General features: G+C 43.3%; 15 protein-coding genes. 6 read left to right on the top strand and 9 right to left on the bottom strand.

The features are described from left to right. Positions 1-25: 25 nt before the first annotated feature. From DUN60_RS04625 to DUN60_RS04610, 4 genes are all read right to left on the bottom strand, one after another. Positions 26-1186 carry a trypsin-like serine peptidase gene (locus DUN60_RS04625; protein ID WP_114633294.1) on the bottom strand — a complete coding sequence of 387 codons (1161 nt, stop codon included), beginning with the start codon at positions 1184-1186 and terminating at the stop codon, positions 26-28. A 1-nt stretch (position 1187) separates the two neighbouring features. After that, positions 1188-1865 (bottom strand): hypothetical protein, encoded by a 678-nt coding sequence (locus tag DUN60_RS04620; protein WP_114633293.1) that lies wholly within the window; start codon positions 1863-1865, stop codon positions 1188-1190. Positions 1866-2272: 407 nt separating this feature from the next. Beyond that, entirely contained in the window at positions 2273-2479 is a 207-nt protein-coding gene (locus tag DUN60_RS04615) for a hypothetical protein (RefSeq protein WP_004734707.1), read from the bottom strand. Between the two features lie 127 nt (positions 2480-2606). After that, the gene (locus DUN60_RS04610; RefSeq protein WP_114633292.1) at positions 2607-4010 is read right to left on the bottom strand and encodes an aminotransferase-like domain-containing protein; all 1404 of its coding nucleotides are present in this window, start codon (positions 4008-4010) and stop codon (positions 2607-2609) included. 220 nt (positions 4011-4230) lie between these two features. Here DUN60_RS04610 and DUN60_RS04605 point away from each other — a divergent pair, with 220 nt between their 5' ends. From DUN60_RS04605 to DUN60_RS04595, 3 genes are all read left to right on the top strand, one after another. Next, on the top strand, positions 4231-4530 hold the full coding sequence (locus DUN60_RS04605) for a hypothetical protein (protein ID WP_017074608.1): 300 nt from the start codon (positions 4231-4233) through the stop codon (positions 4528-4530). 339 nt (positions 4531-4869) lie between these two features. Beyond that, positions 4870-6372 carry an HD-GYP domain-containing protein gene (locus tag DUN60_RS04600; RefSeq protein WP_114633291.1) on the top strand — a complete coding sequence of 501 codons (1503 nt, stop codon included), beginning with the start codon at positions 4870-4872 and terminating at the stop codon, positions 6370-6372. A gap of 202 nt (positions 6373-6574) precedes the next feature. Beyond that, entirely contained in the window at positions 6575-7765 is a 1191-nt protein-coding gene (locus DUN60_RS04595) for an amino acid aminotransferase (protein WP_114633290.1), read from the top strand. Between the two features lie 180 nt (positions 7766-7945). Here DUN60_RS04595 and DUN60_RS04590 read toward each other — a convergent pair whose 3' ends face one another. Next, positions 7946-8587: a porin family protein gene (locus DUN60_RS04590; protein ID WP_114633289.1), complete on the bottom strand. Its 642-nt coding sequence runs from the start codon at positions 8585-8587 to the stop codon at positions 7946-7948. A 150-nt stretch (positions 8588-8737) separates the two neighbouring features. Between DUN60_RS04590 and DUN60_RS04585 the strand changes: the two genes are divergently transcribed. Together DUN60_RS04585 and DUN60_RS04580 are read left to right on the top strand one after the other, a co-directional pair. Beyond that, positions 8738-10627, top strand: coding sequence for a DUF294 nucleotidyltransferase-like domain-containing protein (locus tag DUN60_RS04585; RefSeq protein ID WP_004734701.1), 1890 nt, complete (start codon positions 8738-8740; stop codon positions 10625-10627). A gap of 5 nt (positions 10628-10632) precedes the next feature. Beyond that, positions 10633-11349: a 3'-5' exonuclease gene (locus DUN60_RS04580; RefSeq protein WP_004734700.1), complete on the top strand. Its 717-nt coding sequence runs from the start codon at positions 10633-10635 to the stop codon at positions 11347-11349. Positions 11350-11496: 147 nt separating this feature from the next. Here the strand turns inward: DUN60_RS04580 and DUN60_RS04575 are convergent, their stop codons facing one another. Further along, positions 11497-12189 carry an MOSC domain-containing protein gene (locus DUN60_RS04575; RefSeq protein WP_114633288.1) on the bottom strand — a complete coding sequence of 231 codons (693 nt, stop codon included), beginning with the start codon at positions 12187-12189 and terminating at the stop codon, positions 11497-11499. 53 nt (positions 12190-12242) lie between these two features. After that, complete coding sequence (locus DUN60_RS04570) at positions 12243-12485, bottom strand: hypothetical protein (RefSeq protein WP_004734698.1); 243 nt, start codon at positions 12483-12485, stop codon at positions 12243-12245. An 87-nt stretch (positions 12486-12572) separates the two neighbouring features. Here DUN60_RS04570 and DUN60_RS04565 point away from each other — a divergent pair, with 87 nt between their 5' ends. Further along, positions 12573-13385: an AraC family transcriptional regulator gene (locus tag DUN60_RS04565; protein ID WP_114633287.1), complete on the top strand. Its 813-nt coding sequence runs from the start codon at positions 12573-12575 to the stop codon at positions 13383-13385. Between the two features lie 86 nt (positions 13386-13471). On the opposite strand, the gene serC is transcribed toward DUN60_RS04565, so the two are convergent. Beyond that, a complete protein-coding gene (gene serC, locus DUN60_RS04560; RefSeq protein WP_114633286.1) occupies positions 13472-14566 on the bottom strand; it encodes a 3-phosphoserine/phosphohydroxythreonine transaminase in 1095 nt (364 codons plus the stop codon). A gap of 162 nt (positions 14567-14728) precedes the next feature. Further along, complete coding sequence (locus DUN60_RS04555; RefSeq protein ID WP_114633285.1) at positions 14729-15991, bottom strand: DUF945 family protein; 1263 nt, start codon at positions 15989-15991, stop codon at positions 14729-14731. Positions 15992-16092: the final 101 nt, after the last annotated feature.

Raw genomic sequence — 16092 nt, 5'->3', positions numbered from 1 at the left:
ACTGATAAAAGCTTAACAGCTCAATCTACTCGACAGTACGAACCAAAAAGTGATCTAAAAGTATCTTCTCGCCCGTCTGTTCTAGCGGCTTAAATTCAATCACCATCTGATCACCCTTTTGCTCAAAAGCATTCACTTTAAAGAATAAGCTCTCCTTATCCGCCCTAATGTTATGAGCAACCTGACGACCATTTACAAACACATCAAAAGCGGGCGCTTTTGGGTTTGCAGGAATGACAGTTTCAAAAGTGTACGTTTCACCTTCTTGCGCATAAGCGGTGTTGTAAATGCCGCCATCCTTCGTCCAATAAGTACCATTAAAGTCCATACTTCCAGCTTTCCAGTAGCTGTAAAAGGCATGAAGATCTTCGATACTGTTCTGGGTCGTTGGCGTCCATCTTACGTCACCAAGATTTACTGGCTTCGAGTAACTAAACCCATGCGTTCTCATATCCTTGTTTAAGGAATCTAATCTCCCCAAAACATCATCAAAGGTATCTTGCCAACCAAGCTCGCCATAATATTGAAGGCCAATTTCTCCAATAATGTAAAACTCGTCGTCTCGTTCAATCGTAATGCCTGAACCTGAGTCGCCATGGATGATCAGCCACTGCAAATCACTTTGAGGCATGATCACCGGGTTATATTTATATTCAGCTAACCATTTCTTATCTGTGTCATTGTACTTAACAAATTTCTTTCCGCCATTACGGCCGTTGTAGTTGCCAAAGCCAACGCTATTTACTTCATAAACCTCTGAATGATCGAACATCCCTTTCTCTGGTAACTTCGCAGGTTTAATACCGGTTATTGGCGTGTCTAAGCGCACCAGAGCGAAATCATAAATGCCATCGGTAAATTCATACTCCCCCCACTCACCATCAGGGTCAGTAATCGCACGTGATGTATGAATAACGTTGTACTTACCGTTCTCATCTTTTTCATAAGAAGAACAAGTTACTGCATTTTCATACCCTTCACTTTTAGAGCCTGATACGTGATTTGCCGTTATCACCCAGTAAGGGTCAATCAACGTTGCCGAGCCTGCATTCATATGACATGCAAAATCGAACTGAGTTTGTAGAGCGAACGTTTTGTGTTGAGTGACCGAACGATCCATTTTCCCGAGACCAGAGTGAGCAGAAAAAGTCGCTACAATTGCTGATGCTAGAATGATTCTTTTCATGTTACTCAACCTCTCTCAACTGGATAGCCTCAATAGCGTGATAGCCTTGTCTCAATTCAAAATCAAACTGCCTATATTGGCGTGAATATGAGATTTCTACGATGTCATCTGGCGATTGAGATTCGAAAACAATCGTATTTTTGACACTGGTCATGTGAAATGAAATGTCATTTTTAATTGTGATGCATTGCTTGTTAATACATGCCGTCACATCAGCAGAAGACAGCCAATTATGTGTATAAAGCTCTACAGAAAATCGCCCTTCTTTACTCGGCTGAACGTCAAAAGAAAAACCACTAGAACCAACAAGCAAACCTGAAAAAGCCAGCTCTTGGTTATAATCCGTAGAGTCGCCGTCTTGCCAGTAGTAACGATTGCCAAAGGCGTTTTTACTATCTGAATTAATGATCTGATTTAATTCACCACTCACGGTTACATCGCTTATCAGATCAATATTTTCTTTCTCAACTCTTTGATGATCACCATACAAAAAGGCCCAATCCAAACCATTTAGATCCACCTCTCTTGCGTAACGATACTTTCCCTCATCAAGCTCATAGCCGATAAATTCACTGGAAATAGACAATCTATTCGTACCAACTTCCGAAAAATTGCTTAGTCGATTCAAATCAACATGGAGTTCGCTTGCTGAAGCATTGGTGGCTAACAAAGCCAACATGCACAGGTTTGTTTTTGTATATTTCAATCTCATAATCCCGCACCTCAATTAGTCATAACCAATTGTAATAAATGGGGAATTTAAACCTGTAAGGTACTGTAAGCCCTTAACTGGGTCACTTTTATCGCACAGCGACCAATAATTGACGTGAATATATAGCAATAAAAGGTAGGCTCTAGTTATTTCCTAGCACAACCAATAAGCCAAGTTTTTGACTAAAGGTGATGCATATTCCAAATAATCACCATTTCTCGCTTACACAGACTTACAAAGCCTGTGGCATTAAAGTATGAGATAGCCTTCAGAGCTCAGGTTTAATGCAATTATTCAAAAGTTCAGGTCATTTAAAACGAAAAAGCCCTGCCAAATTCTGGCAGGGCTTAAAATAATTCGACTGAATAATCGGCTTAATCGACATCTTGGTCGATAGCGTATTTTATCGCGAGACCGCAGATTGCCATCATAACGAACGGGATAGCCGCTGTTGTATATTCAGCCCAAGCCATATCAGCGAAGGCTTTTGCCAGCAATACGTGGCCGAGAATAAGCAGAAGCGCACACACAATCGCGACGATAATCAGCTTAACTTCATTTCCCATAGTCATTTTCAACATAACGGTATCTCCAATATTTGGTCTAACTGTATTGAATCACAACTCTTTGTTGTACAAGGCGTACAGTTGCACCAGAAACAATCCGTACAGTTGAAATCATTGTCTGTTTTATGAGTGACTTAAGATTTTACGAATGCGTAAGTTGATGTGCCAGTTTGCCAAGCAAGATTAGTGCTTGTTCTTTCTCTTCTGTGAGTTCATAAGAGAAGTTCAATCTGATCGCGTTATCTACTCTGCCCTGCTCACTAAACAGATCGCCTGAAGCGACACTGATCCCCTGAGCAATCGCTAGTTGGTAAAATTGTTGACTGTCGAATTTGGCGGAAAGACGAATCCATATGAAGTAGCCACCAGCCGGTTCTTCAATCTCGACGGAATGCGGGAAGTACTGCTTGATGACCTCAATGAATCGCTCTTTTCTCACTAGAAGATTTTTACGTAATTTACGAAGGTGATTGTCGTAGCTTTCATGTGTTAAGAAGTGTGCGACGCCAAGTTGAACAGGCGCACTACTCGACAGTGTAGAAAGAAGTTGCAGCTTTTGAATGGCATCATTGAAACGCGTGTTCACAACCCAGCCGACCCGATAACCCGGACACAGACTTTTTGAGTACGAACCACAAAGCAGAACAGAATCGGTCTTATCGAAGGCTTTTAGTGGCTTGGGTTTATGCCCTTCGAAGTAGAGGTCACCATATACGTCATCTTCAATAATGTAGGTTTCGTGTTGTTCTGCAATCTCAACCACACGGCGCTTCGCTTCCTCAGACAAACTTGTCCCTGTCGGGTTTTGAAACGTCGTCATCAACCAACACGCTTTTACATCTTGGTTTTGTAGTGCGCTTTCAAACTGCTCAATATTCAATCCATTGATTGGACAAACATCCACTTCGATAGGATTGAGTCCTAACCTCTCTACGGCCTGTAAAGCACCATAGAAAGCAGGAGATTCAATCACAACATTATCACCCGACTTAGTAACCGTTTGCAGGCTTAAGTTAAGCGCTTCCATTGCGCCAGAGGTAATCACGATATCTTGATGGTTAACCGTAATGCCTTGTTGCAGGTAACGCTGCGCGATTTGTCTTCTTAAGGACTCACTGCCCGGTGGCAGATTATTAATGACACTCGCGCCAGTCATTTTTCTGCCAGCACTCGCGAGATTTCGGGTCAAGGTAGGTAAAGGAAACAGATCAGGGTCTGGGAATGCTGAGCCAAAAGGAATCACACCTTCTGCGGAACTCGACTTCAAAAAGTCGAATAAGCGATCATTAATGGCTTTCTTTTGGTGTACTAACGGCAGTTCATAATCAACGCCGTCCACACGTGGTGCAACAAAGTAGCCCGACTGAGGCTTAGCGATGATCCACCCTTCGCCTTCTAACAATTGGTAGGCTTGTAAGACAGTACTATTACTGACGTTGTAATTTCGACAACTCATGCGTACCGAAGGGATCTTCTCTCCGGATCGCCAAGTGTTATTAGCGATCTGAGTTCGAATATCCTTTGCAAGCTCTTCATAACGCGCCATCTAATTGTACTACCTAGATAAATTCTAATAAGCCGGAGATTTTATCACTAACGTTAACAACTATTGCTGCTATCCATATGATTGGACCTAATTTCTATAATAGTGTGAATTGGTTCACAGATAACTTTGTATGCTTTGCTAAGTTTGTAACCAAGGCGGGAGCCAAGTTCGCTCTACGCCTCTATAATTTGATGTAACCCAAAAAACATGCGAGATAACAATGAAAAAAATAGAAGCAGACCAGTTAAGTTATAAAGGAGAGTCAAACGGTGTTCATAGTTGGACAACACCGAGTGGCCAGCCATACTACTGGCACCCAGATTGGCTACATATCGCTGAAGATGCGACAGGTTCACATCCAAAGCAGAAAATCGACATCGACCAAGATAAAGCTCCAACTCAGAAACACGCGGTATCTGCAATTCTTAAGCACCTAAACCAGTGGGCAACCGACAAACTGGCGTCTCATCCTGATATTGAAACAAGCTCTATTGAAGCTGAAATCAATCTAAAAAAATAATACGCAATGAGGCGTATCGGCTTTGACTGTTTTCACGAACGAGCAAGCCAAGATCGATCACTGAATAGCCTCGAATCTCTATCGAGGCTATTCACATATACGCATAGTAATGCTGCAATAATCCCCACTTAGTTAACAAATCACTTACACACACCAATTTCTTGTATCATTCAGCGAAAGCTATCGATAGAATTTCTGGTCCTATTTACGCAAGTCATTCAAGTTATGTATATTTCATAGCAAGCAATGCGTCTTGCAAAATAAAATATGCGTACTTAAAACTCGTGAATCTAGTAAGAATTATACAGACCAGAAACGAAACTGAACAAAGGCTTATCGATGGATACATCAAACTATAATCAATCGCTAACAACCCAGCTATATGCCATCGCTGGTGTGCTTTTTGGCACCTATGGCAGTCGGGTATGCCCTATGCTCGACACCTTAACGACGTTAGAAATTTTCACTCAAGTGAGTGTCGTTTTTGCCTTAGTCTGGTTTGTGCGCCATTACCTATTAGCCCGCCATGCTTTAGTTAAACAAGGTCGGTTTGCGCAGCTCGACACCTTGTTGTTTTTTGCTGCTAGTGTCCCTTTTGCGCTTTATTACAACTTAAGTTACGACTTCACCATCGATAGCAATTTAAAAGTGCTCTTTGGAATGACGTTATTTGGCTTCTTTACTGGAAGCATTCTTCAGTTGAAAGCTAAGCTTGCGCAAATGGACAAAATGGAACAGTCTGGGCAGTTTGACTTCCAACTGATTGGCGAACGAAGTTCATTAGTTAAACAAATGGTCGGTTTAGTCATCGTACTTCTGATCACGCTGACCACAATGCTGACTATGGTTGCCGTTAAAGATATCTTTTGGTTAGAACATAACCCAGCTCGCTTATTGGACGGCACAGGTAAAGTCAGCGTGATTAAAGAGTTCATCTACCTTGCGTTGGTGCTTGGTGGATACGCAATAACCATCATGACATTGTGGAGCAAGTTGATTAAACGCATTCTCCTGAGCCAAGAACATGCGTTGAACAAGGTAACTAAAGGCGAGCACGGCGTTCGTTTGCCTATTTTTGGCTATAACGAACTGGGTTCTATGGCGTCAATGACCAACACCATGTTAGACAGCCTTGAAACCGCACAAAACGAAGTAAAAACCACACGTGACGTAGCGATTGTTAGCTTGTCTGCCCTTGCTGAATCTCGAGATAATGAAACGGGTGCCCACATTCTGAGAACTCAAGAATACGTTAAGGTACTCGCACAAGAGCTCAGTAAGTCGGAAATCCACGCAAACTTGTTAACACCAAACTACATAGAGCTGCTTTACAAATCTGCTCCACTTCATGACGTAGGCAAAGTAGGCGTTCCTGATAACGTGTTATTAAAGCCGGGCAAATTAACTGACGAAGAGTTTGAGATAATGAAAGGTCACCCCGCAATTGGTGCTGAAGCGTTATCTATTGCAGAAAAGCAGTTAGGAAGCAGCTCTTTCCTGAGAGTCGCGAAAGAGATATCTCTGACCCACCACGAAAAATGGAACGGCAGCGGTTATCCAAATCAGCTGTCTGGTGAGGACATTCCATTATCCGGTCGCTTGATGGCATTAGCCGATGTTTATGACGCGTTAATATCAAAACGAGTCTACAAGCCAGCCTTTACTCATGAACAAGCTAAACAGATTATCTTGGAAGGCAATGGGACACATTTTGATCCGCAAGTTGTCCAAGCTTTTCTGGCTGTCGAAAAAGAGTTTGTTTCGATTGCCGCGACCTACAAAGATGGCAAAAATGTACCAAGTGAACTCGAGCGTGAAAGCTTTATTGCTCAACCAGCCTAATCTATATTAAAACCACTAACTTCTTGCACCCTATAGGTTAATCCGTAGGGTGTTTTGTTATCAAATACCCTCTTTAGTCAATAAATCTGATTGAAATGGATTTTTTTTGGCCTTTCTGTTCACTTCGTATTGTCTTAAAAATTCCATACAGGTATAACTACCCATAGATACTATCCCCTCTCAATTGACATGGATGAAGATTATGTTTGAAAAAGTGTTAGCTGCTCCCGCCGATCCTATCCTCGGCCTTACTGAAGAGTTTAAAAAAGACTCTCGTGCAGAGAAAATCAACCTTGGTGTTGGCATCTACAAAAATGAAGCTGGCCAAACGCCTGTACTTAAAACAGTAAAGAAAGCAGAAGCTGCACTTCTTGAAAGCGAAAAAACCAAATCTTATCTGACAATTGAAGGTACAGCTGAGTACGGCCTAGCTGTTCAGAAGCTTCTTTTCGGTTCAGACGCAGAGATCGTAACGTCTCAACGCGCGAAAACTGCACAAGCTCCTGGTGGTACTGGTGCACTTCGCGTTGCTGGCGAATTCATCAAGCGCCAACTAGGCGATGCTAAAATCTGGATCAGTAACCCAACTTGGGCAAACCACAACGGCGTTTTCGCTGCCGCGGGTATCGAGACAGCTCAATACAGCTACTACAATGCTGAAACAAAAGACAAAGACTTCTCAGGCATGGTTGCTGACCTAGAGAAAGCTTCTGAAGGTGATATCGTTCTTCTTCACGGCTGCTGTCACAACCCAACAGGTATCGACCCAACAACTGACGAGTGGGAAGTGCTGGCTAAACTGGTTGCTGAGAAGAAACTGCTACCTCTATTCGATTTTGCTTACCAAGGTTTTGCAAAAGGCGTTGAAGAAGATGCAGCTGGTCTACGTATTTTTGCTCAATACAACAAAGAGATCCTTGTTGCTAGCTCATTCTCTAAGAACTTCGGCTTGTACAACGAGCGTGTGGGCGCATTCACTCTAGTTGCAGAATCTGCAGACGTAGCAACGACAGCGTTCTCTCAAGTTAAGAGCATCATCCGCTCTATCTACTCTAACCCACCAGCGCACGGTAGTGCTGTAGTAACTCACATCCTTGGTGATGCTGATCTACGTGCTGAATGGGAAGCGGAAGTGGCAGAAATGCGTGACCGTATCCAAGAGATGCGTGAGCTATTCGTAACAACATTGAAATCTGAAGGTGTTGATGCAGACTTTACATTCATCGAGCGCCAAAACGGCATGTTCTCGTTCTCTGGCCTAAGCAAAGAGCAAGTAACTCGCCTGAAAGACGAATTCGCTATCTACATTGTTGGTTCTGGCCGTATCAGTGTTGCTGGCATGACTAAGTCAAACATGGATCCTCTATGTAAAGGTCTTGCTGCGGTTCTTTAATCGAAAAGCGAAACCTTTATCTGTCGACCTATAGATATGCAAAAGCCAGCGATTAAGCTGGCTTTTTTGTGTCTGTCTCTTTGTATATAAGAGCTATATATAAAAGCTATTAAGGCACTTAGCCTTTTCGTTACTAACACTTAGTCTCTGCGTACTAACGCTTAGCCTCTGCGTTACTGGTTAGTACTCTAAGAAGAACTCTACACCTAGCTCGTTAGTACGCTCACTACGAATCTTACCTTCGCCATCTCGGTGTTGATAAGAGCCACCAATCGCAAACTTGTTGGTCACCAGATAGCGTAAACCTAGGTGATAGATCTCTTCATCAAACAGGTCACTGCGATTTGCTTGCACACTACCGTTCGCAATCCAGCGTTTGGCGAAGCCATAGTTAAGTTCGGCTTTAATCCCTTGGATAAACTCGGTATCTGAAGACTCAGTTCGGTTGGTATCGTTATCTTCCACCTCCCCCTTAGTGATACCAAGCAGGTAGTAAGCCACTATATCTAAATCTTTCTTAATGCTGTAACGGTAACCAACACCTGGCATAAGCGTATCAATTCGAGTTGTCGTGTCATCCGGGTGAATAAAGCGCGCACTGTAGTCGCCCAACAACAACCAATCATCCGTCATCACGTAACTGACGCCTAATCCATACGATGAGGCATTATTATTGCCACCTGCATCTTCATTTAAACTGCCCGAATGCGCGGTGGCATAAACATGGTCATAATCAAGAATATCCACCGCGTTAGTGTCCGCCCACAAACTTGGAGAAAACATAAAAACTACAGGTACCAAACTAAGCTTCCACTTCGACATTCCTATCATCCTTCAACTGTCACTCCATTAACTGAAAGATTAGTCTATCCATAAGACTTTAAAAAGGTTTTAGCTCACAGATTGATTTGTGCCGGAAAATTATTATCAAATGTTGTACCATGAAATCATACAAACCAATGGATGATCATTATGGATGCTGAGTTATTAGAGATTCAAAACTTTCTGGCACAATACCCCCCTTTCTCTGAACTTCCTGAAGAGATATTGGTGAAAGTGACCAGTAGTGTGGAAATTTCTTATTACCGCCAAGATACCCCTATCATTCACTTTGGTGATCAAATTCATGACCTCTATATCGTTCGAAGTGGTGAAGTCGAAGTCTATCGTCGTAAGGGTGAACTCTATAATCGCCTTGATGAAGGGCATGTGTTTGGACAAATGGGGTTGCTGACTAACAACAAAGTTCGCTTCCCAGTTAAAGCGACCGAAGATACCCTTCTCTACTGCATCCCTGAGCCGATTTTCCAAGAGCTCTACGACAACTATGATTCATTCGCCGACTTTGTCGAGGTGGAAGATAACGCGCGACTTCGCCAAGCAAACTCAGACAGCAATGACGCCAACGATTTATCGACATCCAAGGTCAAAACACTATTGACCAGCGAAGCGCCGATGATCGAGAAAACGCGCACCATCCAACAAGCTGCAACCATGATGGCAGAAGACAATGTCTCTTCTCTACTGATCATCGACCCTGATATTGTTGAAGATGATGAAGACGATTCAACACCAGTTATCGGCATCATTACCGATCGAGACTTATGTACTCGCGTTCTAGCCGAAGGCCTTGACCCGTCGGATGAAGTATCCAGTGTGATGACACCAGAGGTTATCTCACTCGACCACAATGCCTATGTATATGAAGCAATGATGACTATGCTTCGCTACAACGTGCACCACTTGCCAGTGCTTAAAGATAAGAAACCTATCGGTATTATCGAAGCGACCGATATTGTTCGCTACGAGTCTCAAAACTCGCTGTTATTGGTAAGCAGCATCTTCCAACAACAAAGCATTGAAGATCTTAAAGTACTTTCTGAACAAGTAAAAGACAGCTTCGTTCGCCTAGTAAACGAAGATGCCAACGCCCACATGGTTGGCACAGCTATGTCGGTAATTGGCCGTAGCTTTAAACAGCGTATTATCGAGCTTGGTGAAGAAAAATTGGGTAAAGCACCCATTCCCTATTGTTTCCTTGCACTCGGCTCGATGGGACGTGATGAGCAGTTGCTCGTTACTGACCAAGACAACGCCATTATTCTTGATGACACCTACGACGAGAAAAAGCACGGTAAATACTTTGAAGAGTTATCAACCTTCATTTGTGATGGCTTAGATCAGTGTGGCTACGTGTATTGTACTGGTGACATCATGGCCACCAACCCAACGTGGCGTATGACTCGTCGCCAATGGGAAGAGTGCTTTGCCGATTGGATTGATGATCCAAACCCGAAAGCGCTATTGAACGCTTCTATCTTCTTTGATTTAGACGGTGTCTACGGCCGCTTGAAATGGGCGGAACAACTGAACAGCTTTATTGTTCGCCGAGCACGTAAGAACAACCGTTTCTTAGCATGTCTTGCTCGTAATGCGCTTAACCGCACACCGCCACTTGGGTTCTTCAAAGATTTCGTTATGGAAAAAGATGGTCGTCATAACAACTCGATCAACCTTAAACGTCGTGGTACCGCACCACTTGCCGATCTAATTCGTGTTCACTCTTTGGCGGTAGCCTCTCGTTCGAAGAACTCATTCGAACGTTTGGATGACATTATCGACGCAGGTATTCTGCCAAAAGGCCGAGCTCAAGATTTGAAAGATGCGATGGAGTTTATCTCCTTAGTTCGTATTCGCCACCAGGCACACGATGTCGACAACAACATAGAACCGGATAACAACATTGAGCCAGAGAACCTATCTGACTTCGAGCGACGCAACCTAAAGGACGCATTCCAAATATTAAGTAATGCGCAGAACTTCCTTAAGTTCCGTTATCAAGCCAGCAATAAGTTTAAGTAGGGCCTATGAACAAACTATTCAGATCACCTGCGGTCGACTGGCCATTTAAGTTTGCTCAAAAGCTGGAACGAGCGAGAGACGAGCGCTTAAAGCAATTTTATAGCCAACCTCTTCCTGCACCTGATACGCCACTATCAGAAGTAACCTTCTTAGCTGTCGACTTTGAGACTACGGGTTTAAACCCAAACAAAGATGGCATCATTACCATTGGCCTTGTCCCGTTTACGCTTAATCGTATTTACTTACGACAAGCCAAACACTGGACACTGAGACCAAAGCAGAAATTAGAAGAAGACTCTGTAGTTATTCATGGCATCACTCACAACGACATCATTGACGCGCCAGACCTTAGCGAGGTGTTAGATGAGATATTAGAATCACTGGCGGGTCACATCCCAGTGGTTCATTACCGTCGTATCGAGCGTGATTTCTTGGATAACGCACTGAAAGTCAGATTAGGTGAAGGGATTGAGTTTCCGGTCCTCGACACGCTCGAGATTGAATCTCAAATCCAGAACAAACTGGCCGGCGGCTTATGGAATAAGCTAAAAGGCAAGAAGCCAGCGTCAGTGAGATTAGGACAGAGCCGCCGTCGGTACCACTTACCCGACTACACGCCGCATCATGCATTAACGGATGCAATTGCGACCGCAGAGTTACTACAAGCGCAGATTGCACATCATTTTAGCCCTGACATGCCGGTTAAAGATTTCTGGTTATAGCTAGATTAAAGACAGTTAAATCGCACATGAAGCGATTAGCTTTTAACTTTTAACTTTTAACTTTTAACCACGAGTGCTCACCTCAGAACTAAAAACGCTCACATTATCTAAATAGTGAGCGTTTTGTTTTTGCGTATTAGGAAAAACTTACTCCGCTGTCGGACCAACTAATCGCATTTCCCAATCTTCGACTTTGCCAGTTTCAAGGCGACGCTCTATAAGTGCTCCCCAAGATTCGACTAAAGGTAGCTCCGCCAATTCTTTAAGCTCTTGTTTATCCAAACAACCTGTAAACACCGCTTTCATGATTCGAGTTAACGGCCATTCTGGATAAGGTCTTTCACATAAAATGATCTCATCTCCAGCACCGATCTCACCTTCTTCCAATACACGGAAATACCAGCCAGTTCTTAGCGTATCTTGCAGTCTTCTTGCCATATCATTTTGATCGAATCTCACATTCAGCTTCCAGCACGGCATACGCCCTTGTGAGACTTCCAACAATGTTGAACCAATGCGAATCTTATCTTTCAAGCAAATGGAGTGTTCCGTGATGCCGCTTGAGCTTAGGTTCTCGCCAAATGCGCCTGTAGATTGAAAGATGATTTTGTCACCTAGCTCTTCCTGCCAAACTGGGTAGTGCTCGCTTGGGTAGATATGAAGGGCTTTTTGAATACCACCGTGAAAGCGAGGGTCACCTTGTTCGTCATTGGTAAAACCAAGTTCTGTGGCATGCTGACGCTCAGGTAAAACCTGCTTGTTGATGGCACTATTTGCACCGTGTGCAAAGGCAACAGTTTTACCTACCAATACGCTATTTACTAAGCCTAACTTCTTCATATCTTTCCCTTTTACCTAAACTTATTTGCTGTTTTATACTAGCTAAAGCCAACTTATTGCTCGCCCAGTGATTTAAATACCGGAACCGCTGCTAATACTTCAATGTGGTTTTCTGTGCTCTTTAAGTAACGCGTTTCGCTGTTCGAAAGCAATAGATGACGCTGATAACCTTCTGTTTTCGGAAACTTAGCCAAGACCGTTTCGAGCGATGTTTCACACTTATTTTGGTTAATACCTTCAATATCGACTTTGAATAGTAGTTGGTTTTCTTTCGATATTTCAACTTGATATCGCATACGCGTGCCCTCTCTACTTCATTCACTCTGCCGGGCATGATAGCCTAGTCTCGCCACGTCAGAATAGGGACATAAAGACACTTAACCATGCTAACCCGCCAAATAGATTCTCACTCCGGAATCATCAACTCAAATGAGATGATGGTCGCTAATCCTAATTCACCAGCGTTAGTGAAGACCATCGATATGCCCAAGGGCTACGTCGATGTAATGCACCAACATACGTGGCATCAAGTGATCTTCCCGCTCAAAGGCCTATTGCAAACGAAAACCGATCACTACCAGCATCTTGTGCCCCATACTTCTGCTTTGTTTGTGCCTGCAGGGATTCAACATGAATCTATCGCATTGAGCCATACGACGTTTGTCGGTATTTACCTTAATCCTGCCTTTGGGATCAAGTATGAGCCTCAAGTACGAACCATTACCCTGACGCCGTTTTTAAATGAGCTCTTGCAGGAAATTTGCAGACAGTGCGAAGGATTAGTGAGTAATGAAGAGGTATCTCGATTGCTTTCGGTATTGCACGATCAGATCATGAAAGACAACGTTCAGACCTACCAATTGTTGCTACCCGAAGACAGGCGTTTGAAGCTTATATTTGAAGCGCTGACAGAGACGCCAACGTTGGATTTGTCGCTAAAGAGATGGGGAGAGAAAGTCGGTGCATCAGAGCGAACCTTATCGCGCTTATTCTCAAAAGAGTTCAATACGTCATTTCAGTTATGGCGACAACAAATCCGCCTGATTTATTCGCTGCCTTTGTTGGACGAAGAACTCTCAATCCAAAGCATTGCCGACCAAGTCGGTTATCAAAACGACTCGTCCTACATCAAAGCATTCAAGGCTTCCTTCAATGTCACCCCGCAGCAGTTTCGCTTAAATGGTCGAAGAAGGTAATTAGGCCTCTATATTTTCACCTTCTATAGGAAACAAAAAGAGGAGCCTAAGCTCCTCTTTTCACTGGTAAACATCTAGGACGCTTATTAAGCGTATTTCTCTTCGAAGTCTTTCATAAAGCTAACTAGTGCCTGAACGCCTTCCAGAGACATCGCATTGTAAAGTGAAGCTCTCATTCCACCCACCGCTCGGTGACCTTTTAACGATTTCAGACCCGCAGCATCAGCCAGCTCTAAGAACTTGCTGTCTAGCTCGGGTTTCGCCAACTGGAAAGGTACGTTCATTCTTGAACGGTTTGCGGTGTGAACATCGTTTTTGTAGAAAGCAGAGCTATCAATTGCATTATAAAGCAACGCCGCTTTCTCCTTGTTCACCAACTCCATCGTTTCAACGCCACCTTGAGCTTTCAGCCACTTGAATACAAGGCCTGATAGGTACCAAGCGTACGTTGGCGGAGTGTTGAACATTGAGTCTTTTTCAGCAAGTACTTTGTAGTTCAGAATACTCGGCAATACTTCGTTTGCTAGTTCTAGTAGATCATCACGTACGATAGCAATGCAGATACCCGCTGGGCCGATATTCTTTTGAGCACCCGCGTAGATAACACCGTACTGAGACACATCGATCTTACGAGACAGAATGTTAGATGACATATCCGCGACGATTGGCTTATCCGTTTGAGGAAGCTCACTGATTTCAATGCCATCGATGGTTTCGTTTGGACAAAAGTGCACGTATGCCGCTTCAGGGTCGATTTTCCAATCTTTAGCCGGAACAACCGCCGCTTTGCCATCAATAGATGTCTTCGCGTTAAATACATCGATTTCGCAATATTTGCTCGCTTCAGTCACTGCGCTTTCTGCCCAGTAACCCGCATCAATGTAAGTCGCTTTCGTCCCGTCACCAAGAAGGTTTAGAGGAACAGCAGCGAATTGAGCACGAGCTCCCCCCTGACAGAAAAGAACTTTATAGTTGTCTGGGATGTTCAGAAGATCACGTAGGTCTTGCTCAGACTCATCGGCAACTTGAATAAACTCTTTGCTGCGATGGCTGATTTCCATAACGGAAGTGCCTAAACCATTCCAATCAATGAAGTCTGCTTGCGCTTGTTTCATTACCGGTTTAGGCAGTGCCGCTGGGCCAGCACTAAAGTTGAATACGTTATCTAATGTAAGTTCCATGGGGATAATTGCTCCTGCTAAATAATAACTATGAAAGTAATACCATGTTTTACCCAACATAAAAACAACAAAAGAGGTCTTAAGACCTCTTTTGTTTCGTACCGTACAAAATGTTTAACTTAACCCGTTAGATCGCCCTATCAGTATTAAGCCCGACTCTTTTTATTGAACAAAAGCCGGCATAAGCAGTGCAATTAATGGAATTTCTTGTCCATTTTCAAACACTAGATTTCCATTCTCTAGGTCAGCCGTGATTTCATAACCACTTTCTGTTTGCTTGATCATTTCCATCACGATCAATTCGTCGATACCTTCACGGATAAAAGGGTATTCTTCAACAAGCTCATTTGAGAAGCTAGATTGAATATTACCTGTTAATGCAGGAACAATCATTGAAGGGTTACTGCTGATGTTTTCTGTGCCTTCCGGTACGCTCACCAACCATTTAGATTCAAACTGACCTTTACCTAATTCTAACGACATATTGTTCATTGAAAGGTCGAAGCCTTTAGCAAACAGTACGTCGATGAACGGAATGATCTCAGCCACATCTTCTTGTGTCAGAACAGGGTTCGCCTGGTAAATTTCAAAGATTTTCTCAAACGACTGGCTGTCCAGTTTCGACATTTCAAAATCGACGTTTAGATTGTTCAACTGGCCTTCGTTGGTCTCAATATTGGCGACATCCAACTTAAGACTGCTGCTCAAGCGCTTAGTCGCTTCATCTAGATGCGATTCAAAATCGTACTTAGAGTTTTCGATGGTCATGAATGGCTGCATTGCAGAATCTGAAATCAAGAAGCTATCAATAGTAAAGTTTTGCGTGCCTAACCAGTAACCTTTCGCTTGTTGGCCTGAACCAATACCTTTTAGATTTGAGAGTGTCACCTCTTCACCCGTTTCAAAATCAATTTGAACCGATGGGATAGAAAGCTGGTAATCAACCTGCCCTAATACAGTGGCGTGGCCAGACAGATTCGACTTCGTGATAGATACCGAGGTACCATTTTCTTCTGAGCCTTGGTGATTGAACTGGCTTAACTCGAAGTTGAAATCCGTGTTGCCGTTTAGTTCAGTGCTGGTAGTCAGAGTAAGAGGCAGAATGTCAGTATTCTCAAACGTCGACAGCGCGTTTAAGCTCACTAAGCCATGGCTCACTGCACTATTAATGACAAACTCACTTGGTAAGCCATCGAGCGCAAGCTGCTCTTTCAAGCTCTCATCCGTCACAGTTACGCGAGTGGTTACAGTAGAAGAAAGGTAACCTCTATCGTATTCCACGATCTCAGCTTGAATGCTTGAATTGTTAAGCTTTGCAACGCCATCAGTAATCGCATTTTGTCCAATTTGCCCAACCGCTAATGGCCAACAAAGTGCCAATGAAATTGCTCCGCCAATTGCACCAATTTTTCTTAACTGTTCCATGAGTTCTCTTTCTACACTAGTCTGTTTTTTTTAGTCTAACCCATCAGTAGCAAACAAGAAACATTGAGTTAAATCAGTCTATTGCTCGATACTTCGATTGC

The organism is Vibrio splendidus, assembly GCF_003345295.1.
GTDB lineage: Bacteria > Pseudomonadota > Gammaproteobacteria > Enterobacterales > Vibrionaceae > Vibrio > Vibrio splendidus_K.
This window is presented reverse-complemented; position numbering and strand designations above follow the sequence as displayed.